General features: G+C 51.8%; 42 protein-coding genes. 30 read left to right on the plus strand and 12 right to left on the minus strand.

Features of this window, described 5'->3' with window-relative positions; translation table 11 throughout:
- The 3 genes from ABIE10_RS22915 to bfr all read left to right on the plus strand — a co-directional run.
- Window positions 1-111 (plus strand): elongation factor Tu (locus ABIE10_RS22915; protein ID WP_075262496.1); only part of this gene is annotated, 111 nt, incomplete at its 5' end.
- Window positions 112-296: 185 nt separating this feature from the next.
- On the plus strand, window positions 297-491 hold the full coding sequence (gene bfd, locus ABIE10_RS22920) for a bacterioferritin-associated ferredoxin (protein ID WP_003031111.1): 195 nt from the start codon (window positions 297-299) through the stop codon (window positions 489-491).
- Between the two features lie 71 nt (window positions 492-562).
- Window positions 563-1036 carry a bacterioferritin gene (gene bfr, locus ABIE10_RS22925; protein WP_016154761.1) on the plus strand — a complete coding sequence of 158 codons (474 nt, stop codon included), beginning with the start codon at window positions 563-565 and terminating at the stop codon, window positions 1034-1036.
- A 37-nt stretch (window positions 1037-1073) separates the two neighbouring features.
- On the opposite strand, the gene ABIE10_RS22930 is transcribed toward bfr, so the two are convergent.
- From ABIE10_RS22930 to gspC, 12 genes are read right to left on the minus strand one after another with little or no spacing between them, the layout of a single operon-like run.
- Window positions 1074-1853, minus strand: coding sequence for a prepilin peptidase (locus ABIE10_RS22930; RefSeq protein WP_047501483.1), 780 nt, complete (start codon window positions 1851-1853; stop codon window positions 1074-1076).
- Window positions 1850-2317, minus strand: a complete 468-nt coding sequence (gene gspM, locus ABIE10_RS22935; protein WP_429157174.1) for a type II secretion system protein GspM — start codon at window positions 2315-2317, stop codon at window positions 1850-1852. The genes ABIE10_RS22930 and gspM overlap by 4 nt, the downstream gene beginning before the upstream one ends.
- Complete coding sequence (gspL, locus tag ABIE10_RS22940; protein WP_429157176.1) at window positions 2314-3459, minus strand: type II secretion system protein GspL; 1146 nt, start codon at window positions 3457-3459, stop codon at window positions 2314-2316. Before gspL ends, gspM begins: the two co-directional genes overlap by 4 nt.
- A gap of 10 nt (window positions 3460-3469) precedes the next feature.
- Window positions 3470-4456 (minus strand): type II secretion system minor pseudopilin GspK, encoded by a 987-nt coding sequence (gene gspK / locus ABIE10_RS22945; protein WP_429157177.1) that lies wholly within the window; start codon window positions 4454-4456, stop codon window positions 3470-3472.
- Complete coding sequence (locus tag ABIE10_RS22950) at window positions 4453-5025, minus strand: type II secretion system protein GspJ (RefSeq protein WP_287108297.1); 573 nt, start codon at window positions 5023-5025, stop codon at window positions 4453-4455. Before ABIE10_RS22950 ends, gspK begins: the two co-directional genes overlap by 4 nt.
- Window positions 5009-5395, minus strand: coding sequence for a type II secretion system minor pseudopilin GspI (gspI, locus tag ABIE10_RS22955; RefSeq protein ID WP_153689963.1), 387 nt, complete (start codon window positions 5393-5395; stop codon window positions 5009-5011). The genes ABIE10_RS22950 and gspI overlap by 17 nt, the downstream gene beginning before the upstream one ends.
- On the minus strand, window positions 5392-5883 hold the full coding sequence (gene gspH, locus ABIE10_RS22960; RefSeq protein ID WP_429157180.1) for a type II secretion system minor pseudopilin GspH: 492 nt from the start codon (window positions 5881-5883) through the stop codon (window positions 5392-5394). The genes gspI and gspH overlap by 4 nt, the downstream gene beginning before the upstream one ends.
- A gap of 5 nt (window positions 5884-5888) precedes the next feature.
- The gene (gspG, locus tag ABIE10_RS22965) at window positions 5889-6326 is read right to left on the minus strand and encodes a type II secretion system major pseudopilin GspG (protein WP_016154753.1); all 438 of its coding nucleotides are present in this window, start codon (window positions 6324-6326) and stop codon (window positions 5889-5891) included.
- 9 nt (window positions 6327-6335) lie between these two features.
- The gene (gene gspF, locus ABIE10_RS22970; protein ID WP_429157183.1) at window positions 6336-7547 is read right to left on the minus strand and encodes a type II secretion system inner membrane protein GspF; all 1212 of its coding nucleotides are present in this window, start codon (window positions 7545-7547) and stop codon (window positions 6336-6338) included.
- Window positions 7544-9034: a type II secretion system ATPase GspE gene (gspE, locus tag ABIE10_RS22975; RefSeq protein ID WP_429157185.1), complete on the minus strand. Its 1491-nt coding sequence runs from the start codon at window positions 9032-9034 to the stop codon at window positions 7544-7546. The genes gspF and gspE overlap by 4 nt, the downstream gene beginning before the upstream one ends.
- Before the next feature lie 6 nt (window positions 9035-9040).
- Complete coding sequence (gene gspD, locus ABIE10_RS22980; RefSeq protein ID WP_410399297.1) at window positions 9041-11026, minus strand: type II secretion system secretin GspD; 1986 nt, start codon at window positions 11024-11026, stop codon at window positions 9041-9043.
- Window positions 11027-11043: 17 nt separating this feature from the next.
- Window positions 11044-11841 carry a type II secretion system protein GspC gene (gene gspC, locus ABIE10_RS22985; protein WP_153689966.1) on the minus strand — a complete coding sequence of 266 codons (798 nt, stop codon included), beginning with the start codon at window positions 11839-11841 and terminating at the stop codon, window positions 11044-11046.
- 166 nt (window positions 11842-12007) lie between these two features.
- On the opposite strand from gspC, the gene ABIE10_RS22990 reads away from it, so the two are divergent.
- The 27 genes from ABIE10_RS22990 (at window position 12008) to rpsK (ending at window position 25668) form a co-directional block, all read left to right on the plus strand.
- Window positions 12008-13522: a peptidoglycan-binding protein gene (locus ABIE10_RS22990; protein ID WP_429157188.1), complete on the plus strand. Its 1515-nt coding sequence runs from the start codon at window positions 12008-12010 to the stop codon at window positions 13520-13522.
- Entirely contained in the window at window positions 13522-13905 is a 384-nt protein-coding gene (locus ABIE10_RS22995; RefSeq protein ID WP_103767385.1) for a hypothetical protein, read from the plus strand. The genes ABIE10_RS22990 and ABIE10_RS22995 overlap by 1 nt, the downstream gene beginning before the upstream one ends.
- A 206-nt stretch (window positions 13906-14111) precedes the next feature.
- Complete coding sequence (gene rpsJ, locus ABIE10_RS23000; RefSeq protein ID WP_001181005.1) at window positions 14112-14423, plus strand: 30S ribosomal protein S10; 312 nt, start codon at window positions 14112-14114, stop codon at window positions 14421-14423.
- Window positions 14424-14455: 32 nt separating this feature from the next.
- Entirely contained in the window at window positions 14456-15085 is a 630-nt protein-coding gene (gene rplC / locus ABIE10_RS23005) for a 50S ribosomal protein L3 (protein ID WP_003031117.1), read from the plus strand.
- A gap of 10 nt (window positions 15086-15095) precedes the next feature.
- Window positions 15096-15701, plus strand: a complete 606-nt coding sequence (gene rplD, locus ABIE10_RS23010) for a 50S ribosomal protein L4 (protein WP_003031119.1) — start codon at window positions 15096-15098, stop codon at window positions 15699-15701.
- Window positions 15698-16000, plus strand: a complete 303-nt coding sequence (gene rplW, locus ABIE10_RS23015; RefSeq protein WP_000617546.1) for a 50S ribosomal protein L23 — start codon at window positions 15698-15700, stop codon at window positions 15998-16000. The genes rplD and rplW overlap by 4 nt, the downstream gene beginning before the upstream one ends.
- Before the next feature lie 17 nt (window positions 16001-16017).
- A complete protein-coding gene (gene rplB, locus ABIE10_RS23020) occupies window positions 16018-16839 on the plus strand; it encodes a 50S ribosomal protein L2 (protein ID WP_016154746.1) in 822 nt (273 codons plus the stop codon).
- Window positions 16840-16855: 16 nt separating this feature from the next.
- Window positions 16856-17134 (plus strand): 30S ribosomal protein S19, encoded by a 279-nt coding sequence (gene rpsS / locus ABIE10_RS23025; RefSeq protein WP_001138115.1) that lies wholly within the window; start codon window positions 16856-16858, stop codon window positions 17132-17134.
- Window positions 17135-17148: 14 nt separating this feature from the next.
- Window positions 17149-17481: a 50S ribosomal protein L22 gene (rplV, locus tag ABIE10_RS23030; RefSeq protein WP_000448832.1), complete on the plus strand. Its 333-nt coding sequence runs from the start codon at window positions 17149-17151 to the stop codon at window positions 17479-17481.
- A 17-nt stretch (window positions 17482-17498) separates the two neighbouring features.
- Entirely contained in the window at window positions 17499-18200 is a 702-nt protein-coding gene (gene rpsC / locus ABIE10_RS23035; protein WP_000529945.1) for a 30S ribosomal protein S3, read from the plus strand.
- A 12-nt stretch (window positions 18201-18212) separates the two neighbouring features.
- Complete coding sequence (gene rplP, locus ABIE10_RS23040; RefSeq protein WP_000941212.1) at window positions 18213-18623, plus strand: 50S ribosomal protein L16; 411 nt, start codon at window positions 18213-18215, stop codon at window positions 18621-18623.
- Window positions 18623-18814: a 50S ribosomal protein L29 gene (gene rpmC / locus ABIE10_RS23045; RefSeq protein ID WP_000644742.1), complete on the plus strand. Its 192-nt coding sequence runs from the start codon at window positions 18623-18625 to the stop codon at window positions 18812-18814. The genes rplP and rpmC overlap by 1 nt, the downstream gene beginning before the upstream one ends.
- Window positions 18814-19068, plus strand: a complete 255-nt coding sequence (gene rpsQ, locus ABIE10_RS23050; RefSeq protein ID WP_003031120.1) for a 30S ribosomal protein S17 — start codon at window positions 18814-18816, stop codon at window positions 19066-19068. Before rpmC ends, rpsQ begins: the two co-directional genes overlap by 1 nt.
- Before the next feature lie 163 nt (window positions 19069-19231).
- Window positions 19232-19603, plus strand: a complete 372-nt coding sequence (rplN, locus tag ABIE10_RS23055) for a 50S ribosomal protein L14 (protein WP_000613954.1) — start codon at window positions 19232-19234, stop codon at window positions 19601-19603.
- A gap of 10 nt (window positions 19604-19613) precedes the next feature.
- Window positions 19614-19928 carry a 50S ribosomal protein L24 gene (rplX, locus tag ABIE10_RS23060; RefSeq protein WP_003031122.1) on the plus strand — a complete coding sequence of 105 codons (315 nt, stop codon included), beginning with the start codon at window positions 19614-19616 and terminating at the stop codon, window positions 19926-19928.
- 14 nt (window positions 19929-19942) lie between these two features.
- On the plus strand, window positions 19943-20482 hold the full coding sequence (gene rplE / locus ABIE10_RS23065) for a 50S ribosomal protein L5 (RefSeq protein WP_003031123.1): 540 nt from the start codon (window positions 19943-19945) through the stop codon (window positions 20480-20482).
- Between the two features lie 14 nt (window positions 20483-20496).
- Complete coding sequence (gene rpsN / locus ABIE10_RS23070) at window positions 20497-20802, plus strand: 30S ribosomal protein S14 (RefSeq protein ID WP_003031125.1); 306 nt, start codon at window positions 20497-20499, stop codon at window positions 20800-20802.
- A gap of 30 nt (window positions 20803-20832) precedes the next feature.
- On the plus strand, window positions 20833-21225 hold the full coding sequence (rpsH, locus tag ABIE10_RS23075; protein ID WP_003031127.1) for a 30S ribosomal protein S8: 393 nt from the start codon (window positions 20833-20835) through the stop codon (window positions 21223-21225).
- Between the two features lie 12 nt (window positions 21226-21237).
- Window positions 21238-21771: a 50S ribosomal protein L6 gene (rplF, locus tag ABIE10_RS23080; protein WP_003031129.1), complete on the plus strand. Its 534-nt coding sequence runs from the start codon at window positions 21238-21240 to the stop codon at window positions 21769-21771.
- Window positions 21772-21780: 9 nt separating this feature from the next.
- Window positions 21781-22134 carry a 50S ribosomal protein L18 gene (gene rplR / locus ABIE10_RS23085; RefSeq protein ID WP_000358960.1) on the plus strand — a complete coding sequence of 118 codons (354 nt, stop codon included), beginning with the start codon at window positions 21781-21783 and terminating at the stop codon, window positions 22132-22134.
- A 14-nt stretch (window positions 22135-22148) separates the two neighbouring features.
- On the plus strand, window positions 22149-22652 hold the full coding sequence (gene rpsE / locus ABIE10_RS23090) for a 30S ribosomal protein S5 (RefSeq protein WP_003031131.1): 504 nt from the start codon (window positions 22149-22151) through the stop codon (window positions 22650-22652).
- Between the two features lie 3 nt (window positions 22653-22655).
- Window positions 22656-22835 carry a 50S ribosomal protein L30 gene (gene rpmD, locus ABIE10_RS23095; protein ID WP_001140434.1) on the plus strand — a complete coding sequence of 60 codons (180 nt, stop codon included), beginning with the start codon at window positions 22656-22658 and terminating at the stop codon, window positions 22833-22835.
- A 3-nt stretch (window positions 22836-22838) separates the two neighbouring features.
- On the plus strand, window positions 22839-23273 hold the full coding sequence (gene rplO / locus ABIE10_RS23100; RefSeq protein ID WP_003031132.1) for a 50S ribosomal protein L15: 435 nt from the start codon (window positions 22839-22841) through the stop codon (window positions 23271-23273).
- Window positions 23274-23280: 7 nt separating this feature from the next.
- Window positions 23281-24612 (plus strand): preprotein translocase subunit SecY, encoded by a 1332-nt coding sequence (gene secY / locus ABIE10_RS23105; RefSeq protein WP_001118864.1) that lies wholly within the window; start codon window positions 23281-23283, stop codon window positions 24610-24612.
- 30 nt (window positions 24613-24642) lie between these two features.
- Window positions 24643-24759, plus strand: coding sequence for a 50S ribosomal protein L36 (rpmJ, locus tag ABIE10_RS23110; RefSeq protein ID WP_000868187.1), 117 nt, complete (start codon window positions 24643-24645; stop codon window positions 24757-24759).
- A 146-nt stretch (window positions 24760-24905) separates the two neighbouring features.
- Entirely contained in the window at window positions 24906-25262 is a 357-nt protein-coding gene (rpsM, locus tag ABIE10_RS23115) for a 30S ribosomal protein S13 (RefSeq protein WP_003031135.1), read from the plus strand.
- Window positions 25263-25278: 16 nt separating this feature from the next.
- The gene (gene rpsK / locus ABIE10_RS23120) at window positions 25279-25668 is read left to right on the plus strand and encodes a 30S ribosomal protein S11 (protein ID WP_003031137.1); all 390 of its coding nucleotides are present in this window, start codon (window positions 25279-25281) and stop codon (window positions 25666-25668) included.
- Window positions 25669-25694: the final 26 nt, after the last annotated feature.

Consider the following 25694-nt stretch of genomic DNA (forward strand, 5'->3'; position numbering starts at 1 on the left):
ATGGTTGTTACCCTGATCCACCCAATCGCGATGGACGACGGTCTGCGTTTCGCAATCCGTGAAGGCGGCCGTACTGTTGGTGCGGGCGTTGTTGCTAAAGTAATGAGCTAATTATTGATTAATTAGCTTTGAGCTTAAAAAGGGCGCTTCGGCGCCCTTTTTGCTGTCCGCGATTTAGCAGTTGTCATATTTATTCGCATTTTTCATTCATTCTCCCGCTGCGTAAATAGCGTTGTGCTATTGTAATCATAACTATTCTCATTTACACTTTGCGCAGAAATTGAACGGGAGCGATCATGTACGTTTGTTTGTGTAATGCGATAAGTGATAAAAAAATACGTCAGGCTGTTCGCCAGTTTCATCCTCAGTCCTTTCAGCAATTGCGTAAATTTATTCCTGTTGGAAATCAATGCGGTAAGTGTATTCGTGCTGCCCGCGAAGTCATGCAGGATGAATTAACGCAAATGCCAGAATTTAAAGAGATCGCCTAAGTCACACTCTTTTTTTTGACATCCCTGTAGCCCCATCTACGCTCTAAGAGTGGAAGCGGAGGGACTATAAAATGAAAGGTGATGTTAAAATCATAAATTATCTCAATAAACTATTGGGAAATGAGCTTGTCGCAATCAACCAGTATTTTCTCCATGCTCGTATGTTCAAAAACTGGGGACTGACTCGCCTCAATGATGTTGAGTACCATGAGTCTATCGATGAGATGAAACACGCTGATAAATATATCGAGCGTATTTTATTCTTAGAAGGGCTCCCAAACTTACAGGATCTTGGTAAGTTGGGTATAGGCGAAGACGTTGAAGAGATGCTGCAATCCGATCTTCGACTCGAACTCGATGGGGCAAAAGATTTACGTGAAGCCATTGCCTATGCCGACAGCGTCCATGACTACGTTAGCCGGGATATGATGATCGAAATCCTTGCTGATGAAGAAGGTCACATTGACTGGCTGGAAACGGAGCTGGATCTGCTCCAGAAGATGGGACTCCAGAACTATCTTCAGGCACAGATTCGCGAAGCGTAGACGCACACTTTGCAGAGCGGCAGGCCTGCCGCTCCTTTCAGTACCCGATAACACCTGAGCTTTGCGCGCTGAAAATCAACCAGCCTGCCAGTCCAAGCCACGGACCGAACGCGATAAGCGGTATCGACGTCCTTCGGGTAAGGCGTAGGATCAGCCACCAGACAATGCCCAGCAATGATGCAGCGAGTAAAATGGGCGGTAGCGCTGGCCATCCACACCAGGCACCCATCGCCGCCAGTAGCTTAGCGTCACCCAGGCCGATGCCCTCTTTTCCCGCAAGTATTTTGCATCCCCACCAGACCAGCCATAGCGTCAGATAGCCAGCGACAGCGCCGTACAGCGCGTCGGGTAACATCTCTCTGTCGTAAACGCTGTGATATAGCAGACCGAGCCAGAGCAGCGGCTGCGTCAGCACATCCGGCAGCAGGTACGTCCGGAGATCAATTTGCGCCAGGGCGAAAATAAACCAGAACAGCGTCATGATGGCAATTGCATCTGATATTGAAGAGACAAACGCGGCGCTAAGCGCAAAAACACAAGAACACGCCAGTTCAGTCAGTGGGTAACGCCATGAAATGGGCTGAGCGCAGGCCTGGCAACGCCCCCGCTGCCACAGCCAACTGAATAGTGGAATAGTGTTACGCACCGATAGCCTGTGCTGGCAGTGCGGACAGTGCGACGGAGGCCAGGCGATATTCCATGTTTCGCTGTGCCGATGCTCAATCATGATCGGCAGTCGATAAACCACTACATTCATAAAGCTACCGACTATCAGCCCGACAAGCGCCATTGCTGCAATGTTGATGAGTTCCGTCATTTCCCCACCGGATAGAGTTCAAGGGCTTCCACCGCAATCTCCCCGGCGACCGGGCGGGCGCTAAACGTGAGTTGCGAAACCTGTATTCCCTCATTTTGTAGGGCATTAAGCCACGCAAATAATGGTTCGGTTTTAACAACGGGAAGCGAGATCGCAAAATGATCGGGAGTGGATGTCACAACGCTGATATTCAAACCTGCCTGCTGCGCGCTATGTTGTATCAGCGCCGGATCGGTCTTTGTGCCCGGTCTGCTGGCAACTAATCCGCGACGCTGAATCGCCTCATTTACCCACTGGATCTCACTCCTGAGACGATCATTTTCCTGCCTCTGCTGTGCAATAGCGTTATCCAGGGGCTGAACCACGCCGTACCAGAATCCCGCCAGCAGACAGAAAACGGCGAGGAATATCAGACTGCGTTGCTCTCTGCCGTTTTTTTCGCTCCACCAGCTATTCATATTCATTTGCGCTCCTTCAGGATCAGCCGGACGCTATCTGTCGTCCCTTCTGGCGGTTGAGTCAGGATAAATTCGTCGTTTGTCTGCACCATAAAGCGGCGAAGATGTTCCGGATCGCGAACGTTGAGCGTCAGGGTAAAAAGGCGTTGTTCGAGCCGGTAGTTGACCTCGCGGATGGTAAGCCCCGGCAATGTGCTTAATCGGGTCTGAAGCTGAGTCAGTAACGTCAGCACATCCGGATAGCGATCCCTCGCGGACGATTCGAAGAAATATTTAAAATTGCTGTTGCGGTTATCACCTGGGAAATAGCGGTTCCACAGGATGGCACCTTCCGCTGAGAGCGCCTGTTTCTGTTGATGAAGCTGCCAGAGCATCACCCCTTTCAGCCCTGAGAAGAGCGCTATCGCCAGGGCAAATGTTGCTATGGCGGCATATTTCAGCAGACGCGGGGTCGGTTGTGTCGGGGGGAAAGGGCGGAAGCTGCCGTGTAATACGTTAATGTCCTGAATATTATCACCATTGCAGGCGCACGCTAGCGGTGGCTGCCAGTCAAGGTATTCGACATAAGCGTGAGGCACAGGAAGCGCGCTGGCGCTGATGATTTTCTGCTCTGTATGGCTGGCGAGTAAATGCGTGAGCAGTGCCTCACTCAGCACGCCTGTTTTCCACGCGTCGTAACGGATTAACCATCGCTCATCTTGTTGTAGCAGACTCCAGCTATCCGTGACATACGGCAGCCAGAAACCATCCGGAACGATATGCGTCAACGTCACGCCAGCTGTGCGGAAAGTCGTCAATAGATCGTTCAGCGTGGTCCTGGCGATCCCGGCGAGATGGAGCGTGTTTTCTTCTCTGGCGAGAACCGTCCAGTGCAGGCTATCTGTATCACCGACAACGGCGTCCTCCACCAGCCAGCCCAGCGTTTGTTCACTGATTTTGTAGTTTTCCGTCGGTAATTCGACGCGGCGAAAACAGAAATAATCAGGCGACAGGAACAGGCAGGCGTTACCGGCATCCGGCAGGTCGGCCAGCGCGTTTGGCTGGAGGTAATCCGCCTGTTCAACAATAACCGGAAGTTGTGCCTCGTTGGGGCAGCACCATTCCATTTTTCCCGGCAGCGGACGTAGCAGTAATGTGTCTGGCGTCATTTAGTTCCCTTTAATGGTCGCGCGCCACGCTTTTGCGGGCTGTAATAAACAGAGCCTTTCTTTTGGGATCGTATTCCAGCTGGCTGATGGTGCTCCCGGCGCTATCGCCCTGTTCGATAGTCGTTTCAAGGCGGAAGTAACGACTGGTCGCCACCGCAATGCTTTTGAATGTGGTCTGCGACAGCTTATGAGCCGGATTATCCTTATCGAATGTCTTTAACAACGTCTCAATGCTGATTTTGCGTCCTTTGCGCGGGGTATCAAAAAAGCGCTCAATCTCGCGTGGCGGGACAGCATTATTGAGCATCGCCGCAAGCAACGGTGCATCCCGGCGCGTCAGGGTGTTGATGTTGATTTTTAGCTCATCATCAGGCAGCGCGCAGAGTAGCGGGGAGATTTGCTGGTAAAGAGAAAGCGTCATCCCTTTGATTTGTTTGAGCTCACTGATTGACCAGATACGTCGTCCGCCAATGGTGTGGGGGTCGTTACTTGTTTGGTAATACTCATTTTCGGCACCGGAGGCGCGTGGAATATCGTCGTTATCGATGTAGTCGGCGATAGCATCAACCAGCGCCTCAGCCTGGGCATTGGTGACGCCAATGTTGTCCAGCAGCGCGAGAAAGACGCTCACGCTGGCGGGCGGCTCTTTCATTCGGTCGGTCGGGGCGTTAATCAGCGCATTAATGTTGTAACAGGCCTGCTCGTCAGATAGCTGCCAACTGACAACGTCGCCGCTGGCGAGCTGAATACGCTGCGGCTGCGCCCAGAGCTGCTCGTGAGTGAGGTATTTCTCATTATCCCGCAGGTCCTGTTCAAGAATACGCATGGCCTGGCTTTCAGCCAGCTCTGCCAGCCAGTTTTGCTGTAGCCGCATCCTGGTGTAGCTGGTGCGTTTGAGGTTGATCTGGTAGCGCACGGTCATTTCGCTGGCCAGCGCCGCCATAATTGCCAGGATCATCAGCACTACCAGCAGCGCCACGCCCTTTTGCCGGGTCATTGCTGTTCTCCTGGCTGGCGGTTCTCTGGCAACAGCGTCAGACGAGTTATCGTGCCGGAATCAGCTAGTTTAAGAGTGACTTCCATCGCGCCAGGAGATGGGATTGTCGCCGTGTCCGTCCACGCTTTCTCTTTACTGTTGTAATAACGCAACGTGAAGGCGTTCACACCATTGAGCATCGGCTGAGTGATGGCCGGAGTTGCATCTTCCGGGTAGCGCCAGAGCGTGCGGTATAAGGTATGATCCTGCAGATACCACTGAACTCGCTGGATATCGGGCGCGCAGCAGGCGCCAGGATAACTGTTACTGCTGGCTGTCGTCAGCATCAGCGTCTCTTTTTCGCCCTGCAATTGGGTTACCGGCACCCGCTGTCGGATATCTTTATCCAGCAAATTGACGGTACGCACGATAGCGGAAAAACGCTGCTGATGCTTTTTGGTCTGCTCGTTACTGTCAATTGTCGTTGTCAGCATCTGCGCCGTCAGCAGGCTGAGCATGGCGAACAGAGCAATAGCCAGTAAAACTTCCAGCAGGGTAAAGCCGCGCTGTTTCTCAGGGCCGGGAGACATTTTGCGGTCCTCCTTGCGGCGAGGGAATAAAGCGCTGCAGGCGGATCTGCTGTTTGTCCTCAAGAGCGACGTCTGCTGTCCAGGTGCTGAGGCCAGAAGCATCGGCGGGTGAGACTGTTAACGACCAGTCCCAGCGGCGTTTACCCATTATGCTGCTGCCTGTGGCGGTTTTAGCGGGGCTCTGCCCGGCCAGTTGATAGGTTTTGAGCGTATTATCCGCTACCCAACCGGCAAGCACCTGTTCTTCCATTTTTGCGGTGGCGCTAACCTGGCCATGCAGGCTGTTGAGTAGCGCGAGAGAGCAGGTGGCGAAAATGAATATAGCCAGGAGCACTTCCAGAAGCGTCATTCCTGATTGCCTTTGGCTCATCGGCTGTCGCCTCGGGTGAGCACCAGCGGCAGCCCGCCGGTACTGGCGAGCGTGAACAGCAGCGTATTATTTTTACGGCTGCGGATGTGTAGCGTAAACGGCGTAATTTCACCGTCCGGGTGAATCAGAATTTGCGGCGTGCCGACGGATTGCCTGGCGAGCGACGCTGGGAACAGAGCCACCTGCCAGTCATTTTCCCACTTGCCCTCGGTCGCCAGGCGATAGAACTGGGTTGGCGTCTGCCAGCGATTGCCAATCGGTGTGACGATGCGCCAGCCTTGTTCGCGGATCTCAATACCGGTACTGTGGTCCTCCATGGTTGACCAGTCGGCGGCATATTCAGTCAGTGCCGCCAGCTGTTCGGCTGCAGTAATAGCTTTCGCGGTATCATTTTGTCGCCCGTAGGTCATCATCACCAGCGAGGCGCCAAGCGCGATAATCGTCAGCACCAGAATGACTTCCAGTAGCGTGAATCCCTTCTGCCTCATTCCGATTATTTCGCTTTACCCAGTTCCCAGTTAGTAATGTCGTCAGCGGTGCCGGGTTCACCGTCCTGACCTGCGGAGAGAATATCGTAATCGCCGTGTTCACCAGGGCTAACCAGCAGATACTCATTACCCCAGGGATCCTGTGGCAGACGCTTGATATAGCCCTTCGCGTTGTAATTTTCCGGGATTGGGCTGGCGGTCGGTTTTTCGACCAGCGCCTTTAGCCCCTGCGCTGTCAGCGGATAGCGATAGTTATCCAGTTTGTACATATCCAGCGCATTCTCCAGCGCCACGATGTCGCTGACGGCTTTCTGGTGATCGGCTTTGTCTTTATTGCCCATTAAACTGGGGACGACCAGGCTTGCGAGGATGCCCAAAATAACCAGCACCACCATCATCTCCAGCAGCGTAAATCCTCGCTGCTTATGTGCATCACTATTCACGTTTTATCCTTAACTTACCAATGAGTTGAGTTGCAAAATGGGTTGCAGAACCGAGACGATGATGAACAGCACAATCATCGCCATCGTAATAATCAGCGCGGGTTCAAACAGCGCCAGCGTCAGCGCAATGCGGTTTTGTAGCAGTGTTTCCTGCTGGTCGGCGGCGCGCGCCATTAGCTCGCTGAGCTGGCCGCTTTTTTCCCCGGAGGCAATCATGTAGAGCATCATCGGCGGGAAGAGATCGCATTTTTCCAGGGCGAGATGAAAGCCTGAGCCCTGGCGCACGCGCTCCGCGGCCTGACCCAGCCGTTGACTGATTTCTCGGTTACCGATGCCTTCGGTTGCCAGCGTCATCCCTTCCAGCAGCGGAACGCCGCTGATATTAAGAATACTCAGGGTGCGCAAATAACGGGCGCAGTGGATAGCGCGCAGCAGGGCGCGACTGAGTTTGAAATCAAGAAGCCAGCGGTCAAGCAGATGCCGTTTGCCGGGGCGGGTGAGCCAGTGACGAAACAGGAAAAAGGCAATCAGCAGCAATGCGATTACCCACAATCCGTAGTGGCGCATGGCATCGCTGATTGCCAGCAACACGCGCGTGGACATTGGCAGCGCTTCTTTCATATGCAGAAACTGCTCCACGATTTTGGGCACTACGGTGGTGAGCAGGATAGCGACGACGGCGATCGCCACGCTGGTCAGCAGGGAAGGATAAATCAGTGACTGGATGAGTTTACTGCGCGTTGCCTGGCGTAACTCATTGTAGTCAGCCAGCTTTTCCAGCACACAGCCGAGCTGTCCGCTTTTTTCACCGGCTTTCACCAGCGTGCGGTAAATGGAATCGAAGATCCGCGGCCAGGCGGCCAGCGATTCGGAAAGCGTATGTCCGGCGAGGATCCGTTCGCGCAGGTCGTGTAGCACCAGCCCCAGTTTATTATTTTTGTTCTGCCGGCCAATAACAAACAGCGCCTCTTCAAGCGGTAGCGAAGCGTTGGCCAGTGTGGCGAGCTGGCGGGTGAACAGCGCCAGTTCACTGCCGCTAAGCCGTAAACGAGGCGTTTTTTTTACCGTCTGGAACAGCGAAATGACCTTTTTCTCATTTAACACCAGCGGGTGCAGACCCTGGGCGCGCAGCGCCTCGCGCGCCTCTTTGCTGCTGGCGGCATCCAGCGTTCCACGGTGAATCGTGCCGCTGTCATCCATTGCCTGCCACTGATATTTCATCGTGTATCCTCTTGCGCAGAGGTGACCCGCATGACTTCCTCAAGCGTGGTCTCGCCCGCCAGCACGCGCAGCAGGCCGTTCTCCCGCAGGCTCCGGCTTTGCTGGCGCAGGCACTGTTCCAGGGCGTGTTCATCGGCGTCGCGATGGATGATGTTGCGCATAGTTTTATCCACCAGCATAATTTCATGAATCGCCAGTCGCCCCTGGTAGCCAGTTCCCCGACATTCGCCGCATCCGCAAGCCTGCCAGATTGTCTGAGCGGTGGGATCGAGCGCGTGCAGGAGGGATTTCTGAGAGTCAGGAATGGGAGCATGCGCGCGGCAGGCCGGACAGAGGCGACGCACCAGGCGTTGGGCGATAACGCCGCTTAGCGATGATGAGAGCAGGAAAGGTTCAACGCCCATGTCCCGTAATCGGGTGATCGCACCGCAGGCGCTGTTAGTGTGCAGTGTGGAAAGCACCAGATGTCCGGTGAGCGATGCCTGAACCGCTATCTGCGCGGTTTCGGCGTCACGAATTTCGCCGACCATGACGATGTCCGGATCCTGGCGCAGGATGGCACGCAGTCCCCTGGCGAAAGACATATCCACCCGGCTGTTTACCTGGGTTTGTCCGACGCCTTCCAGCTCGTACTCGATGGGATCTTCGACGGTCAGGATATTACGCTGGGGGGAATTCAGCTCGGCGAGAATCGCATACAGCGTGGTGCTTTTTCCCGAACCCGTCGGGCCGGTGACGAGAATGATGCCGTGCGGCTGCTGTACTAAACCCTTCAGCCGCAGGCTATCCACCGCCGATAGCCCCATATTCTCCAGCGTCAGGCGCAGACTGTTTTTATCCAGCAGACGCAATACAGCTCTTTCGCCGTACTGCGAGGGCAACGTCGAAACGCGGACGTCAATATTTTTGCGTCCGAGGCGCAGGGAAATACGCCCATCCTGCGGCAGTCGTTTTTCGGCAATATCCAGCCGCGCCATTACTTTGATACGTGAAATCAGCAGCGGCGCCAGTTTTTTAGCGGGCTGAAGGACTGGCTTGAGGACACCATCGATACGAAAACGCACCACCAGCGATTTTTCGAAGGTTTCGATATGCACATCCGACGCGCCTTCCTTCACGGCTTCATGAAGAACCGCGTTGATCAGGCGGATAACCGGTGCGTCGTTTTCATCACTGAGCAGATCGGCGTTGTCGGGTAACTCTTCGCTCAGCGCCGTCAGGTCGATCTCCTGATCGATATCCTGGGCAATCTGCCGGGACTCTCCGGCGCCGTGCTGGAAAAGTTGATCCAGGTGGTCGTCAAATTGCGCTGGCGTCAGGCGGCTGAAGCGCTGGCAGGCAACGCTGGCCTCCAGTACGTTTTCCAGCGGCGTGTCGGTGCGGTAGAACAATTCATCCACCGCGACCGCGATACCAAATTTTTGCCCCTGCGCGTAATTAAGCGGCAGAGGATGCTGGGGAGGAATGCGCGTCCATAAGTCAGTCATGTTGGATCATTCCCGGAAGGGATTGCGCGATGGCTGGCCGTTGGGCGCGTCGGTCGGCACATCGAAATTCAGCTCTTTAAGCATCGGGCGTTCTTCGTCCTTCACGCCGACCAATCCACTGGATTGCTTATCAATACGCTGCTGCTGTAACTCACGAAATCGGGTGTACTTATCCTTTGAGAGCGAACGATAAACCTCGTCGTCGCGAATAATGGTCGGCCTGATAAAGACCATCAAATTACGCTTCGCATTTTCCGTTGAGGTGTAGCGGAATAGCTGTCCGAGAACAGGGATATCGCCCAGCAGCGGTACTTTGGAAACCTGCTCTTTGCTTGAATCATCCAGCAGGCCACCCAGCACCACGGTTTCGCCGCTTTTGACCAGCACGGCATTCTGGATAGTGCGGGTGTTGAACGTTGGGCCGAGATCGCTGGCGTTACCGGAAGCGGTATCGACGCTCGACACTTCCTGCTCGATCTCCATCAGCACCGCGTCGCCTTCGTTGATTTGCGGTGTGACCTTCAGTTTGGTGCCGACGGTTTTACGTTCGACCGTATTAAAAACGTTGTCGCCGGAGGTCGTTTGCGAGCCGGAAAGCACCGGCACATCCTGGCCGACATTAAACGATGCTTCTTTGTTATCCAGCGTCACAATGCTGGGGGTGGCGAGGATATCGTTTTTGTTGTCGGAGGAGATCGCGGTGAGCAGGACGCTCCAGTCCCCCTCAAAGAAGCCCGTCGCCAGGCCGTTAAAACTGCTTAACGCGCTGGCGATAGGGTTGTCGCTGGTCATCGAACCATTTTTATCAAACTGGCGCGCGCCTCTTGATGCGTCGAAAATCGGCAGCCCCGTTTTGGTAAACTGCTGACCGCCGACGTTGCTGTTGGCCCACTGCACGCCAAGATTCAGGCCGTTGCCATCCTGGACTTCCACAATGATGGCTTCAACCAGTACCTGTGCGCGGCGAATATCCAGACGAGCGATGACTTTTTCCAGCTCCTGCATGGTGCTCTGGTCTGCGGTAATGACCACCGAGTTGGTTTGTTCATCGGCGTTAATCGAGACATCCCGGGAAGGGGTAGCCACGCTCTGCGAAGACGACTGCTTGTCTTCCGTCAGTTTGGTTGACACGCCGGTCAGCACTTCAACGATTTTAGTGGCTTTGGCGTATTTCAAATAGAACACGCGAGTATTGCCCTGCGTGGTCTGTTCGATATCCAGTTTAGCGATTAAAGATTTCATCCGCTGGCGCACATTGTCCGGCCCGCTGATAAGAAGGGCGTTGGTGCGCTTGTCGGCGACAATTTTAGGCAGCAGGATCTGCGTTGGGTTTTCCTTTGACTCTTCGCGAATCAGGCTGTTAATTACATCAGATAAATCAACTGCCGAGGCGTAGCGCAGTTTGATAAGCTCACGTTCCTGAGTACCGATAACATCGACCCGTTTCACAACCTCAAGGATGCGATTGACTATATTGGCTTTGCCGGTGATCAACAGCGCATTAGAAGGATCATAATGTACGACGTTGCCGATGCCGCCGCTGTCCATCATCTGGCGTAATAGCGGAGCCAGATCGCGTACCGGGACATTTTTCAGCGCCACGACGCGGGTGATAAATTCATCGCCGACCGCTGGTTGCGACTGTGCCAATACTTTCCCCGGCGCGGTCTTAAGCGTTGCGGAGCGAACAACCTTCAGCAGGCCGTTATCCAGGGTGATAACCGAGTAGCCGTAGATATCGAGAACGCTGAGAAAAAACTGGTAGTATTCCTCCTCGTTGAAACTGTCAAAGCTGCGAACGGAGATTTTTCCCTGGACGGACGGATCGATCAGAATGGTTTTGCCCATTTGCTTACTGACCGAGGTAATAAACTCCCGGAGATCCGCATCCTGGAAGTTTGCCGAATATTGCGCTGACATGGTTTGAAATGGAAAGGCGAAAAACTGGAGCGCCAATATCCATGCAGCCGTTTTTTTAATTCCTTTGCGCAATTTTGTCGTCCTTAAGGTTAATCATTCTCAGTAACGGATACATTCACCAACGCTTCCTGACCGTTTCGTATCACGGTAAACTGGGCAGAGTTTAAGGTTACAAATTCCTGTAGTGCCGCTTTTGCTGACGTTTCCTGAGTTAGCGGATGGTTGTTCATTTTGATCGCAATATCGCCTGGCCTGAGTCCGGTTGCTATAAAACGTTCAACCGGACCACGGGCGTTTAATCTGACGCCCTGTAGCGCTTCCTGCTGATAGATAAAGTTGGTAATAATGATGTCGCTGAGGGAATGTGGCGCGCTGTCATGTGGCAGCGATGGTGCCGGCACCCTGGAGGATATATCAGGCTCATCAATAAAAGCGATGCGTTGCCGGGAGCCATTGTTATCAATCGTCACGCTATTATTATCAATGTCCGTAATTTTTACGTCAGGGAGATCGTCAAGTTTATCTCCGGTACTGTAAAATTTTGCTTTCTCATTAATGGTGATAATAGCCTGTGAACGTGTTTTTAGCGTGCTCGCAATAATGCCATTTAGCTGGAGATTGAGCATCGAATTTTTAATTGAAACATCTTCTTTATTATCAGTCGCGTTTTCCCTACTGTTTTTCGGTAAATTCATTGGCAGCCTGAGGACAACGGACGTTATTGAGTGACTGGTTTTGTTTTTTGTATTGATAGAATCAATAAATAATCTATAGGCATATAACGAATGAATAATAACAATGACACCGACAAAAAACATAACGCAGTACAGCACATCGTTACGCTTTCTCTTAAATATAAAGGTAAATTGCTTCGCGATAACATCCATTGTTAATAGCATGCCTGTTCTTTTCGGGAGAAGCATGATATAGGCTTACTTTCAGGTTTTCAATTTAATCGTCGGAACATGTCGTTTAATTCAAATATAAAAAATTGATAATATTTACCTGACATATAATAAGTTAAATACCCGCATCAATTACTGGAACTTATCGATGACTGAACGCGCATTACCGTATGCAATTTACTCTTTTTCGCAACATACCCTTATCAAGAATATCTTTATTCATGAGCTGGGCGCTGGCGATGTGGGCGTATTATGCGGCAAACCGGGGTGTGGTAAATCGACGCTTATTTATCAGTTAGGTAAGGATTTTCCCGGCAGGGTAGTGGTGTTTACCGCCACTGGTTTCTCTGGTTTCTGTCAATTGACACACACGGCGTGTACGCACGGAAAACTCCAGCCAGACTGGCGAGATGTGAGAATTAGCCGTTTCTGGTCAACGCTGATGCCTGCCCTTAGTCCGGCAACGCAACCAATAATAATTGTCATTGATAATGCTGACGCGCTCGCCAGACATCTTCCGGCATTTGTCGATAATTTCCGTCATCTGGCGGCTTCATTTGACGCTGGCGCCAGCTTGCTACTGGTGGGGGGCGAAGCGCTCAGGCGTAACCGACGACTTAAACGGCGTGTTACGCTGTCGGCGAGCATCGCTGCGCCGACGGACGATGAATATCTTGATTTTATGCATCAACAGCAACTGCGTGAGGCGGATGGCGAGCCTGTGCGGATGCGTCATGAATTTGTGCGCAAAGCGGTTCGGGCAGTGCAGGGAAACCTGGCGTTGCTGGGGCGCATCGCCCGGGCGGCGAGAAAAATAGCAACGGACAGGCAAGCGGATGTGTTAACCGCTCAACAGGAAAGATTGTTGCTGGAAACATTTACTCTCCGTTCTTGCGTATTGCGCAAGGGAATACTGCCCGGACTTTACGCTGCGCTGGCTTTGACGTTCGGCTGGCTGGCGGTCGATGTTTTTCCCCTTCAACTTCCTGTGCCTGCCGGGTTAACGGTGGTGATGACGCAAAAAAAGGAAAACCTGCCGGATATTGGCGACGCACGGGGAGGATTACGCGATGCCATGCAGCAATTATTCAGCGTCTGGGGATTCGACACAGCGCATGACGAGGCATGGTGTGACCAGGCCGATCGCGCTGAGTTGGTGTGCGAAAGCGGCAAGGAACGTTTAGATAACCTCATCAGGCGCGGGTTGCCGTGGATCGCGCATTTGAATATCGATAAACAACCGGTCTACGGTGTTGTGATGCGTGTATCAGGAAACGAGCTGGATCTTATCATTGATAATAAAACCTGGATCGTCAGTCAGGAGTGGCTGGCGAAGCACTGGCAGGGAAATTATACCCTGATGCTCAATTTAACGCCTGACAGGAAAATGCAGATCGGTGAAAAGAGTCCGGCGGAAACCATCATCTGGTTTGATACGATGCTGAGCCGCGCGCTGGGCGTTCCCGGCGATAAATCAGGCTCATGGACGCCATGGTTAATCGAAAAGGTCAAAGCATTCCAGCAGCGGGAGAATTTGCCTGTGGATGGTAAGCCGGGAAAAGAGACGCTGATAAGGCTGCGTCAGAGTCTTGGAGACGCGCCGGTATTAATCAATGAGGCGGCACCTGTGCTAACACATGCGCCGTCTAAGGAGCGAGTGTGATGATGCGAATCTATCAACCCATTGATGCGAAAACAGTGTCGAGTTGCCGCTGGCGGCAGGCGCTGCGTTCCTGTTGCTGGCTGTTGTGGGTCAGCCTGATGCTAATGTGCGGCTACTACGGACATTATGTCTGGTTGGTGCGCCATCCGACAACCGCCACGCAGGGAGTGCCCGATTCTCAGGCGTATCGACTCTCGGATGTGCATTACATTTTTAAGCAGAAACCTCTGCCGATACGCATCGATTTACCCACCCAGAACGAAGAGGGTGACAGTATGTTGGAAGAGATACCCTATGATGAAGCGTCCGAGCAGGAAGTGCCGGATGGCGAAGTATTGCGCTCACGTGTGCAACAAGCGCTGAGAGAAATCGATGGCAAATAGCCATAATCACTTGCATCCGTACTGGCTATACGTATAATACGCCAGCCTGTCAAATCTGACGGGTAGTTCGATATGAACTGTGGCGGTTTACCGTCAACAACGCTCCCAATCAGGGGGCTACGTAAGAACGGTTACACTCTCCCATCAATCGTAATGGGTTTGAGGAGTAACTATTTCGTCTATAAAATAATTGGAGCTCTGGTCTCATGCAGAACCAAAGAATCCGTATCCGTTTGAAAGCGTTTGATCATCGTCTGATCGATCAATCAACCGCGGAAATCGTCGAGACTGCCAAGCGCACTGGTGCGCAGGTTCGTGGTCCGATCCCGCTGCCGACCCGCAAAGAGCGTTTCACCGTTCTGATCTCCCCGCACGTCAACAAAGACGCGCGTGATCAGTACGAGATCCGTACTCACAAGCGTCTGGTTGACATCGTTGAGCCAACTGAAAAAACCGTTGATGCTCTGATGCGTCTGGACCTGGCTGCCGGTGTAGACGTGCAGATCAGCCTGGGTTAATCAGGTCATCGAGCGATTGAGAGGTTGATACAATGATTGGTTTAGTCGGTAAAAAAGTGGGTATGACCCGCATCTTCACTGAAGATGGCGTATCTATCCCAGTAACCGTTATCGAAGTTGAAGCAAACCGCGTTACTCAGGTTAAAGATCTGGCTAACGATGGCTATCGCGCTGTTCAGGTTACCACCGGTGCTAAAAAAGCTAACCGCGTAACTAAGCCGGAAGCTGGTCACTTTGCTAAAGCTGGCGTAGAAGCTGGCCGCGGCCTGTGGGAGTTCCGCCTGGCAGATGGTGAAGAATACACCGTTGGTCAGAACATTAGCGTTGAACTGTTTGCTGACGTTAAAAAAGTTGACGTAACCGGTACCTCTAAAGGTAAAGGTTTCGCTGGTACCGTTAAGCGCTGGAACTTCCGTACCCAGGACGCTACTCACGGTAACTCCTTGTCCCACCGCGTTCCGGGTTCTATCGGTCAGAACCAGACTCCGGGCAAAGTGTTTAAAGGCAAGAAAATGGCAGGTCAGCTGGGCAACGAACGTGTAACCGTTCAGAGCCTGGACGTAGTACGTGTTGACGCTGAGCGCAACCTGCTGCTGGTTAAAGGTGGTGTTCCGGGTGCGACCGGTTGCGACCTGATCGTTAAACCAGCTGTGAAGGCGTAAGGGGATAGCAATGGAATTAGTATTGAAAGACGCGCAGAGCGCGCTGACTGTTTCCGAAACTACCTTCGGTCGTGATTTCAACGAAGCGCTGGTTCACCAGGTTGTTGTTGCTTATGCAGCTGGTGCTCGTCAGGGTACTCGTGCTCAGAAGACTCGTGCTGAAGTAACTGGTTCAGGCAAAAAGCCGTGGCGCCAGAAAGGTACCGGCCGTGCGCGTTCAGGTTCTATCAAGAGCCCGATCTGGCGTTCAGGTGGCGTGACCTTCGCTGCTCGTCCACAGGACCACAGTCAAAAAGTTAACAAAAAGATGTACCGCGGCGCGCTGAAAAGCATTCTGTCCGAACTGGTACGTCAGGATCGTCTGATCGTTGTCGAATCATTCTCTGTAGAAGCGCCTAAAACTAAGCTGCTGGCACAGAAACTGAAAGACATGGCTCTGGAAGATGTGCTGATCATCACCGGTGAGCTGGACGAAAACCTGTTCCTGGCTGCGCGCAACCTGCACAAGGTTGACGTACGCGATGCAACTGGTATCGACCCGGTTAGCCTGATCGCCTTCGACAAAGTCGTAATGACTGCTGATGCTGTTAAGCAAGTTGAGGAGATGCTGGCATGATTCGTGAAGAACGTCTGCTGAAAGTGCTGCGCGCACCGCACGTTTCTGAAAAAGCGTCTACTGCGATGGAAAAAACTAACACCATCGTTCTCAAAGTTGCTAAAGACGCGACCAAAGCAGAAATCAAAGCTGCTGTGCAGAAACTGTTTGAAGTCGAAGTCGAAGTCGTTAACACCCTGGTAGTTAAAGGGAAAGTTAAACGTCACGGACAGCGTATCGGTCGTCGTAGCGACTGGAAAAAAGCTTACGTCACCCTGAAGGAAGGCCAGAATCTGGACTTCGTCGGCGGCGCTGAGTAAGTCGGAGGAGTAATACAATGGCAGTTGTTAAATGTAAACCGACATCTCCGGGTCGTCGCCACGTTGTTAAAGTGGTCAACCCAGAGCTGCACAAGGGCAAACCTTTTGCTCCGCTGGTTGAAAAAAACAGCAAATCCGGTGGTCGTAACAACAATGGCCGCATCACCACTCGTCACATCGGTGGTGGTCACAAGCAGGCTTATCGTATTGTTGACTTCAAACGCAACAAAGACGGTATCCCGGCAGTTGTTGAACGTCTTGAGTACGATCCGAACCGCTCCGCGAACATCGCGCTGGTTCTGTACAAAGACGGTGAACGCCGTTACATCCTGGCCCCTAAAGGCCTGAAAGCTGGCGACCAGGTTCAATCTGGCGTTGATGCTGCAATCAAAGCAGGTAACACCCTGCCGATGCGCAATATCCCGGTTGGTTCTACTGTTCATAACGTAGAAATGAAACCAGGTAAAGGCGGTCAGCTGGCACGTTCCGCTGGTACTTACGTTCAGATCGTTGCTCGCGATGGTGCTTATGTCACCCTGCGTCTGCGTTCTGGTGAAATGCGTAAAGTCGAAGCAGACTGCCGTGCAACTCTGGGCGAAGTTGGCAATGCTGAGCATATGCTGCGCGTTCTGGGTAAAGCAGGTGCTGCACGCTGGCGTGGTGTTCGTCCTACCGTTCGCGGTACTGCGATGAACCCAGTCGACCACCCACATGGTGGTGGTGAAGGTCGTAACTTTGGTAAGCACCCGGTAACTCCGTGGGGCGTTCAGACCAAAGGTAAGAAGACCCGCAGCAACAAGCGTACTGATAAATTCATCGTACGTCGCCGTAGCAAATAATTTTAGAGGATAAGCCATGCCACGTTCTCTCAAGAAAGGTCCTTTTATTGACCTGCACTTGCTGAAGAAGGTAGAGAAAGCGGTGGAAAGCGGAGACAAGAAGCCCCTGCGCACTTGGTCCCGTCGTTCAACGATCTTTCCTAACATGATCGGTTTGACCATCGCTGTCCATAATGGTCGTCAGCACGTTCCGGTATTTGTTTCCGACGAAATGGTCGGTCACAAACTGGGTGAATTCGCACCGACTCGTACTTATCGCGGCCATGCTGCTGATAAAAAAGCGAAGAAGAAATAAGGTAGGAGGAAGAGATGGAAACTTTAGCTCAACATCGCCATGCTCGTTCTTCTGCTCAGAAGGTTCGCCTTGTTGCAGACCTGATTCGCGGTAAGAAAGTGTCGCAGGCTCTGGATATTCTGACCTACACCAATAAGAAAGCGGCTGTACTGGTCAAGAAAGTCCTGGAATCTGCCATTGCTAACGCTGAACACAACGATGGCGCTGACATTGACGATCTGAAAGTTACGAAAATTTTCGTAGACGAAGGCCCGAGCATGAAGCGCATTATGCCGCGTGCAAAAGGTCGTGCAGATCGCATCCTGAAGCGCACCAGCCACATTACTGTGGTTGTGTCCGATCGCTGAGACTCTGGAGACTAGCAATGGGTCAGAAAGTACATCCTAATGGTATTCGCCTGGGTATTGTAAAACCATGGAACTCAACCTGGTTTGCGAACACCAAAGAATTCGCTGACAACCTGGACAGCGATTTTAAAGTACGTCAGTACCTGACTAAGGAACTGGCTAAAGCGTCTGTATCTCGTATCGTTATCGAGCGTCCGGCTAAGAGCATCCGTGTGACCATTCACACCGCTCGCCCGGGTATCGTTATCGGTAAGAAAGGTGAAGACGTAGAAAAACTGCGCAAAGTCGTAGCGGATATTGCTGGCGTTCCTGCTCAGATCAATATCGCCGAAGTGCGTAAACCTGAACTGGATGCAAAATTGGTTGCTGACAGCATCACTTCTCAGCTGGAACGTCGTGTTATGTTCCGTCGTGCTATGAAGCGTGCTGTACAGAACGCAATGCGTCTGGGCGCTAAAGGTATTAAAGTTGAAGTTAGCGGCCGTCTGGGCGGCGCGGAAATCGCACGTACCGAATGGTACCGCGAAGGTCGCGTACCTCTGCACACTCTGCGTGCTGACATCGACTACAACACCTCTGAAGCGCACACCACTTACGGTGTAATCGGCGTTAAAGTGTGGATCTTCAAAGGCGAGATCCTGGGTGGTATGGCTGCTGTTGAACAACCGGAAAAACCGGCTGCGCAACCTAAAAAGCAGCAGCGTAAAGGCCGTAAATAAGGAGCGTCGCTGATGTTACAACCAAAGCGTACAAAATTCCGTAAAATGCACAAAGGCCGTAACCGCGGTCTGGCGCAGGGTACGGATGTTAGCTTCGGCAGCTTCGGTCTGAAAGCTGTTGGCCGTGGTCGTCTGACTGCCCGTCAGATCGAAGCAGCACGTCGTGCTATGACCCGTGCAGTTAAGCGTCAAGGTAAGATCTGGATCCGTGTATTCCCGGACAAACCGATCACTGAAAAGCCGCTGGCAGTGCGTATGGGTAAAGGTAAAGGTAACGTGGAGTATTGGGTTGCCTTGATTCAGCCGGGTAAAGTCCTGTATGAAATGGACGGCGTACCGGAAGAGCTGGCCCGTGAAGCATTCAAGCTGGCAGCAGCGAAACTGCCGATTAAAACCACCTTTGTAACTAAGACGGTGATGTAATGAAAGCAAAAGAGCTGCGTGAGAAGAGTGTTGAAGAGCTGAACACCGAGCTGCTGAATCTGCTGCGTGAGCAGTTCAACCTGCGTATGCAGGCTGCAAGTGGCCAGCTGCAACAGTCTCACCTGTTGAAGCAAGTGCGTCGTGATGTCGCACGCGTTAAGACTTTACTGACTGAGAAGGCGGGTGCGTAATGACCGATAAAATCCGTACTCTGCAAGGTCGCGTTGTTAGCGATAAAATGGAGAAATCCATCGTTGTTGCTATCGAACGTTTTGTGAAACACCCGATCTACGGTAAATTCATTAAGCGTACGACCAAACTGCACGTACATGACGAGAACAACGAATGCGGTACTGGTGACGTGGTTGAAATCCGCGAATGCCGTCCGCTGTCCAAGACTAAGTCCTGGACGCTGGTTCGCGTTGTAGAGAAAGCCGTTCTGTAATACAGTAGGCATTCTCAACGAATAAACGGCTCAGCGATGAGCCGTTTATTTTTTCTACCCATATCGTTGAAGCGGTGTTATAATGCCGCGCCCCCGATATGGGGCTTTTTTAACGACCTGATTTTCGGGTCTCAGTAGTAGTTGACATTAGCGGAGCACTAAAATGATCCAAGAACAGACTATGCTGAACGTCGCCGACAACTCCGGTGCACGTCGCGTAATGTGTATCAAGGTTCTGGGTGGCTCGCACCGTCGCTACGCAGGCGTCGGCGATATCATCAAGATCACCATCAAGGAAGCAATTCCGCGTGGTAAGGTCAAAAAAGGTGATGTGCTGAAGGCGGTAGTGGTGCGCACCAAGAAGGGTGTTCGTCGCCCGGACGGTTCTGTCATTCGCTTCGATGGTAATGCATGCGTTATTTTAAACAATAACAGCGAGCAACCTATCGGTACGCGTATTTTTGGGCCGGTAACTCGTGAACTTCGTAACGAGAAGTTCATGAAAATTATCTCTCTGGCACCAGAAGTACTCTAAGGAGCGAATCATGGCAGCGAAGATCCGTCGTGATGACGAAGTTATCGTGTTAACCGGTAAAGATAAAGGTAAACGCGGTAAAGTTAAGAATGTCCTGTCTTCCGGCAAGGTCATTGTTGAAGGTATCAACCTGGTTAAGAAACATCAGAAGCCGGTTCCGGCCCTGAACCAACCAGGCGGCATTGTAGAGAAAGAAGCAGCTATTCAGATCTCTAACCTTGCTATCTTCAACGCGGCAACCGGCAAGGCTGACCGTGTAGGCTTTAGATTCGAAGACGGCAAAAAAGTCCGTTTCTTTAAATCTAACAGCGAAACTATCAAGTAATTTGGAGTAGTACGATGGCGAAACTGCATGATTACTACAAAGACGAAGTAGTCGCTAAACTCATGACTGAGTTTAACTACAATTCTGTCATGCAAGTCCCTCGGGTCGAGAAGATCACCCTGAACATGGGTGTTGGTGAAGCGATCGCTGACAAGAAACTGCTGGATAACGCAGCAGCTGACCTGACAGCAATCTCCGGTCAAAAACCGCTGATCACCAAAGCACGCAAATCAGTTGCAGGCTTCAAAATCCGTCAGGGCTATCCGATCGGCTGTAAAGTAACTCTGCGTGGCGAACGCATGTGGGAGTTCTTTGAGCGCCTGATCACTATTGCTGTTCCACGTATCCGTGACTTCCGTGGCTTGTCCGCTAAGTCTTTCGACGGTCGTGGTAACTACAGCATGGGTGTCCGTGAGCAGATCATCTTCCCAGAAATCGACTACGATAAAGTCGACCGCGTGCGTGGTTTGGATATTACCATTACCACTACTGCGAAATCTGATGAAGAAGGCCGTGCTCTGCTGGCTGCCTTTGACTTCCCGTTCCGCAAGTAAGGTAGGGTTACTGAATGGCTAAGCAATCAATGAAAGCACGCGAAGTAAAGCGCGTAGCTTTAGCTGATAAGTACTTCGCAAAACGCGCTGAACTGAAAGCTATTATCTCTGATGTGAACGCGACCGACGAAGATCGTTGGAACGCAGTTCTCAAGCTGCAGTCTCTGCCGCGTGATTCCAGCCCGTCCCGTCAGCGTAACCGCTGCCGTCAAACAGGTCGTCCGCATGGCTATGTGGGCAAGTTCGGGTTGAGCCGTATCAAACTGCGTGAAGCCGCTATGCGCGGTGAAGTACCAGGCTTGAAAAAGGCTAGCTGGTAATTACCAATTGAATCACGGGAGTAAAGACAGATGAGCATGCAAGATCCGATCGCGGATATGCTGACCCGTATCCGTAACGGTCAGGCCGCGAATAAAGCTGCGGTCACCATGCCTTCCTCCAAGCTGAAAGTGGCAATTGCCAACGTGCTGAAGGAAGAAGGTTTTATTGAAGATTTTAAAGTTGAAGGCGACACCAAGCCGGAACTGGAACTTACTCTTAAGTATTTCCAGGGTAAAGCTGTTGTAGAAAGCATTCAGCGTGTCAGTCGCCCAGGTCTGCGCATTTATAAGCGTAAAGACGAGCTGCCGAAAGTTATGGCTGGCATGGGTATCGCAGTTGTTTCTACCTCTAAAGGTGTTATGACTGATCGTGCAGCGCGCCAGGCTGGTCTTGGTGGCGAAATTATCTGCTACGTAGCCTAATCGGAGGAAAAAATGTCTCGTGTTGCTAAAGCACCGGTCGTTATTCCTGCCGGCGTTGATGTAAAAATCAACGGTCAGGTTATTACGATCAAAGGTAAAAACGGCGAGCTGACTCGTACTCTCAACGATGCTGTTGCAGTAAATCATGCAGATAATGCACTGACCTTCGGTCCGCGTGATGGTTACGCAGATGGATGGGCTCAGGCTGGTACCGCGCGTGCCCTGCTGAATGCAATGGTTGTCGGTGTTACCGAAGGCTTCACTAAGAAGCTACAGCTGGTTGGTGTAGGTTATCGTGCAGCGGTTAAAGGGAATGTAGTAAACCTGGCTTTAGGTTTCTCTCACCCTGTTGACCATCAGCTGCCTGCGGGTATTACTGCAGAATGTCCGTCTCAGACTGAAATCGTGCTGAAAGGCGCTGATAAACAGCTGATCGGTCAGGTTGCAGCAGATCTGCGCGCCTACCGTCGTCCTGAGCCTTATAAAGGCAAGGGTGTTCGTTACGCCGACGAAGTCGTGCGTACCAAAGAGGCTAAGAAGAAGTAAGGTAACACTATGGATAAGAAATCTGCTCGTATCCGTCGTGCGACCCGCGCACGCCGCAAGCTCCAGGAGCTGGGCGCAACTCGCCTGGTGGTACATCGTACCCCGCGTCATATTTACGCACAGGTAATTGCACCGAACGGTTCTGAAGTTCTGGTAGCTGCTTCTACTGTAGAAAAAGCTATCGCTGAACAATTGAAGTACACCGGTAACAAAGACGCTGCTGCAGCTGTAGGTAAAGCTGTTGCTGAACGCGCTCTGGAAAAAGGCATCAAAGATGTTTCTTTTGACCGTTCCGGGTTCCAATATCATGGTCGTGTCCAGGCACTGGCAGATGCTGCCCGTGAAGCTGGCCTTCAGTTCTAAGGTAGAGGTGTAAGATGGCTCACATCGAAAAACAAGCTGGCGAACTGCAGGAAAAGCTGATCGCGGTTAACCGCGTATCTAAAACCGTTAAAGGTGGTCGTATTTTCTCCTTCACAGCTCTGACTGTAGTTGGTGATGGTAACGGTCGCGTTGGTTTTGGTTACGGTAAAGCGCGTGAAGTTCCAGCAGCGATCCAGAAAGCGATGGAAAAAGCCCGTCGCAATATGATTAACGTCGCGCTGAACCACGGCACCCTGCAGCACCCGGTTAAGGGTACTCACACGGGTTCTCGTGTATTCATGCAGCCGGCTTCCGAAGGTACCGGTATCATCGCCGGTGGTGCAATGCGCGCCGTTCTGGAAGTCGCTGGAGTTCGTAACGTTCTGGCTAAAGCGTATGGTTCTACTAACCCGATTAACGTGGTTCGTGCAACTATCGATGGCCTGGAAAATATGAAATCTCCGGAAATGGTCGCTGCCAAGCGTGGTAAATCCGTTGAAGAAATTCTGGGGAAATAAACCATGGCAAAGACTATTAAAATTACTCAAACCCGCAGTGCAATCGGTCGTCTGCCGAAACATAAGGCAACGCTGCTTGGCCTGGGTCTGCGTCGTATTGGTCACACCGTAGAGCGCGAGGATACTCCTGCTGTTCGTGGTATGGTCAACGCGGTTTCCTTCATGGTTAAAGTTGAGGAGTAAGAGATGCGTTTAAATACTCTGTCTCCGGCCGAAGGCTCTAAAAAAGCGGCTCGCCGCCTGGGTCGTGGTATCGGTTCTGGCCTCGGTAAAACCGGTGGTCGTGGTCACAAAGGTCAGAAGTCTCGTTCTGGCGGTGGCGTACGTCGCGGTTTCGAGGGTGGTCAGATGCCTCTGTACCGTCGTCTGCCGAAATTCGGCTTCACTTCACGTAAAGCAGCGATTACAGCCGAAGTTCGTCTGTCTGACCTGGCTAAAGTTGAAGGCGGTGTTGTAGACCTGAACACGCTGAAAGCAGCTAACATTATCGGTATCCAGATCGAGTTCGCGAAAGTGATTCTGGCTGGTGAAGTCACTACTCCGGTAACTGTTCGTGGCCTGCGTGTTACTAAAGGCGCTCGTGCTGCTATCGAAGCTGCTGGCGGTAAAATCGAGGAATAAGTAGCAGATGGCTAAACAACCGGGATTAGATTTTCAAAGTGCCAAAGGTGGCTTAGGCGAGCTGAAACGCAGACTGCTGTTTGTAATCGGCGCGCTGATTGTGTTCCGTATTGGCTCTTTCATTCCGATCCCTGGTATTGATGCCGCTGTACTTGCCAAACTGCTTGAGCAACAGCGAGGCACCATCATTGAAATGTTTAACATGTTCTCTGGTGGTGCTCTCAGCCGTGCTTCTATCTTTGCTCTGGGGATCATGCCGTATATTTCGGCGTCGATTATTATCCAGCTGCTGACGGTGGTTCATCCAACACTGGCAGAAATTAAGAAAGAAGGGGAGTCTGGTCGTCGTAAGATCAGCCAGTACACCCGCTACGGTACTCTGGTGCTGGCAATATTCCAGTCGATCGGTATTGCTACCGGTCTGCCGAATATGCCTGGTATGCAGGGCCTGGTAATGAATCCAGGCTTTGCATTCTATTTCACCGCTGTTGTAAGTCTGGTTACAGGGACGATGTTCCTGATGTGGTTGGGCGAACAGATTACTGAACGTGGTATCGGCAACGGTATCTCAATCATTATCTTCGCCGGTATTGTCGCGGGACTCCCGCCAGCCATTGCCCATACTATCGAGCAAGCGCGTCAAGGCGACCTGCACTTCCTCGTGTTGCTGTTGGTTGCAGTATTAGTATTTGCAGTGACGTTCTTTGTTGTATTTGTTGAGCGTGGTCAACGCCGCATTGTGGTAAACTACGCGAAACGTCAGCAAGGTCGTCGTGTCTATGCTGCACAGAGCACACATTTACCGCTGAAAGTGAATATGGCGGGGGTAATCCCGGCAATCTTCGCTTCCAGTATTATTCTGTTCCCAGCGACCATCGCGTCATGGTTCGGGGGCGGGACTGGTTGGAACTGGCTGACAACAATTTCGCTGTATTTGCAGCCTGGGCAACCGCTTTATGTGTTACTCTATGCGTCTGCAATCATATTCTTCTGTTTCTTCTACACGGCGTTGGTTTTCAACCCGCGTGAAACAGCAGATAACCTGAAGAAGTCCGGTGCATTTGTACCAGGAATTCGTCCGGGAGAGCAAACGGCGAAGTATATCGATAAAGTAATGACCCGCCTGACTCTGGTTGGTGCGCTCTACATTACCTTTATCTGCCTGATCCCGGAGTTCATGCGTGATGCAATGAAAGTACCGTTCTACTTCGGTGGGACCTCACTGCTTATCGTTGTTGTCGTGATTATGGACTTTATGGCTCAAGTGCAAACTCTGATGATGTCAAGTCAGTACGAGTCTGCATTGAAGAAGGCGAATCTGAAAGGCTACGGCCGTTAACAGTCGCCCGAGAAGTTACGGAGAGTAAAAATGAAAGTTCGTGCTTCCGTCAAGAAATTATGCCGTAACTGCAAAATCGTTAAGCGTGATGGTGTCATCCGTGTGATTTGCAGTGCCGAGCCGAAGCATAAACAGCGCCAAGGCTGATTTATTCGCATATTTTTCTTGCAAAGTTGGGTTGAGCTGGCTAGATTAGCCAGCCAATCTTTTGTATGTCTGTGCGTTTCCATTTGAGTATCCTGAAAACGGGCTTTTCAGCATGGTGCGTACATATTAAATAGTAGGAGTGCATAGTGGCCCGTATAGCAGGCATTAACATTCCTGATCAGAAACATGCTGTGATCGCATTAACTTCGATCTACGGCGTCGGCAAGACCCGTTCTAAAGCCATTCTGGCTGCCGCGGGTATCGCTGAAGATGTTAAGATCAGTGAGCTGTCTGAAGAACAAATCGACACGCTGCGTGACGAAGTTGCCAAATTTGTCGTTGAAGGTGATCTGCGCCGTGAAGTTAGCATGAGCATCAAGCGCCTTATGGACCTTGGTTGCTATCGCGGTTTGCGTCATCGTCGTGGTCTCCCGGTTCGCGGTCAGCGTACCAAGACCAACGCACGTACCCGTAAGGGTCCGCGCAAACCGATCAAGAAATAATCGGGGTGATTGAATAATGGCAAAGGCACCAATTCGTGCACGTAAACGTGTAAGAAAACAAGTCTCTGACGGCGTGGCTCATATCCATGCTTCTTTTAACAACACCATCGTTACCATTACTGATCGTCAGGGTAACGCACTGGGTTGGGCAACAGCCGGTGGTTCCGGTTTCCGTGGTTCTCGCAAATCCACTCCGTTTGCAGCTCAGGTTGCAGCAGAGCGTTGCGCTGAAGCCGTAAAAGAATACGGTATCAAGAATCTGGAAGTTATGGTCAAAGGACCGGGTCCAGGTCGCGAATCTACTGTTCGTGCTCTGAACGCCGCTGGTTTCCGCATCACTAATATTACTGATGTGACTCCGATCCCTCATAACGGTTGTCGTCCGCCGAAAAAACGTCGCGTATAACGCTGTCGTTTCTAGGATTGTTGGAG

Source organism: Citrobacter sp. 506, from assembly GCF_050434985.1.
Taxonomy (GTDB): Bacteria; Pseudomonadota; Gammaproteobacteria; order Enterobacterales; family Enterobacteriaceae; genus Citrobacter; species Citrobacter braakii.